Consider the following 307-nt stretch of genomic DNA (forward strand, 5'->3'; position numbering starts at 1 on the left):
CTTTGAAATAATTAAGAATATAAGACTTGCTCTAAAGTGTAGGTCAGTAAGCAAAGGGATATTATAAGTCTACAGAAAATGCCTAACTCACAATTTTGGTTGACGAGAATTAACAACGACACACTGGTGTTACCGACGTTACCAGAGGTAGCGACTAAGGATCGTCAAGCCGCTTACAATCCAGCTGTAAAATTGATGCAATTGTCAGATGCAATAGCACTTGACCCTGCACTGTCTTCGCTAATGATTAAAGTAGCAAATAGTGCCATTCTGGGGCGTGCTGTAAAGGTGTCTAACTTACATCAAG

General features: G+C 40.1%; 1 pseudogene. It reads left to right on the plus strand.

Annotated features, from left to right (window positions below):
* Positions 1-92 precede the first annotated feature (92 nt).
* Positions 93-307, plus strand: a pseudogene (locus CWB76_RS19840) (HDOD domain-containing protein); the annotation flags it as partial.

This window comes from Pseudoalteromonas sp. S1609, from assembly GCF_005887255.1.
GTDB lineage: Bacteria > Pseudomonadota > Gammaproteobacteria > Enterobacterales > Alteromonadaceae > Pseudoalteromonas.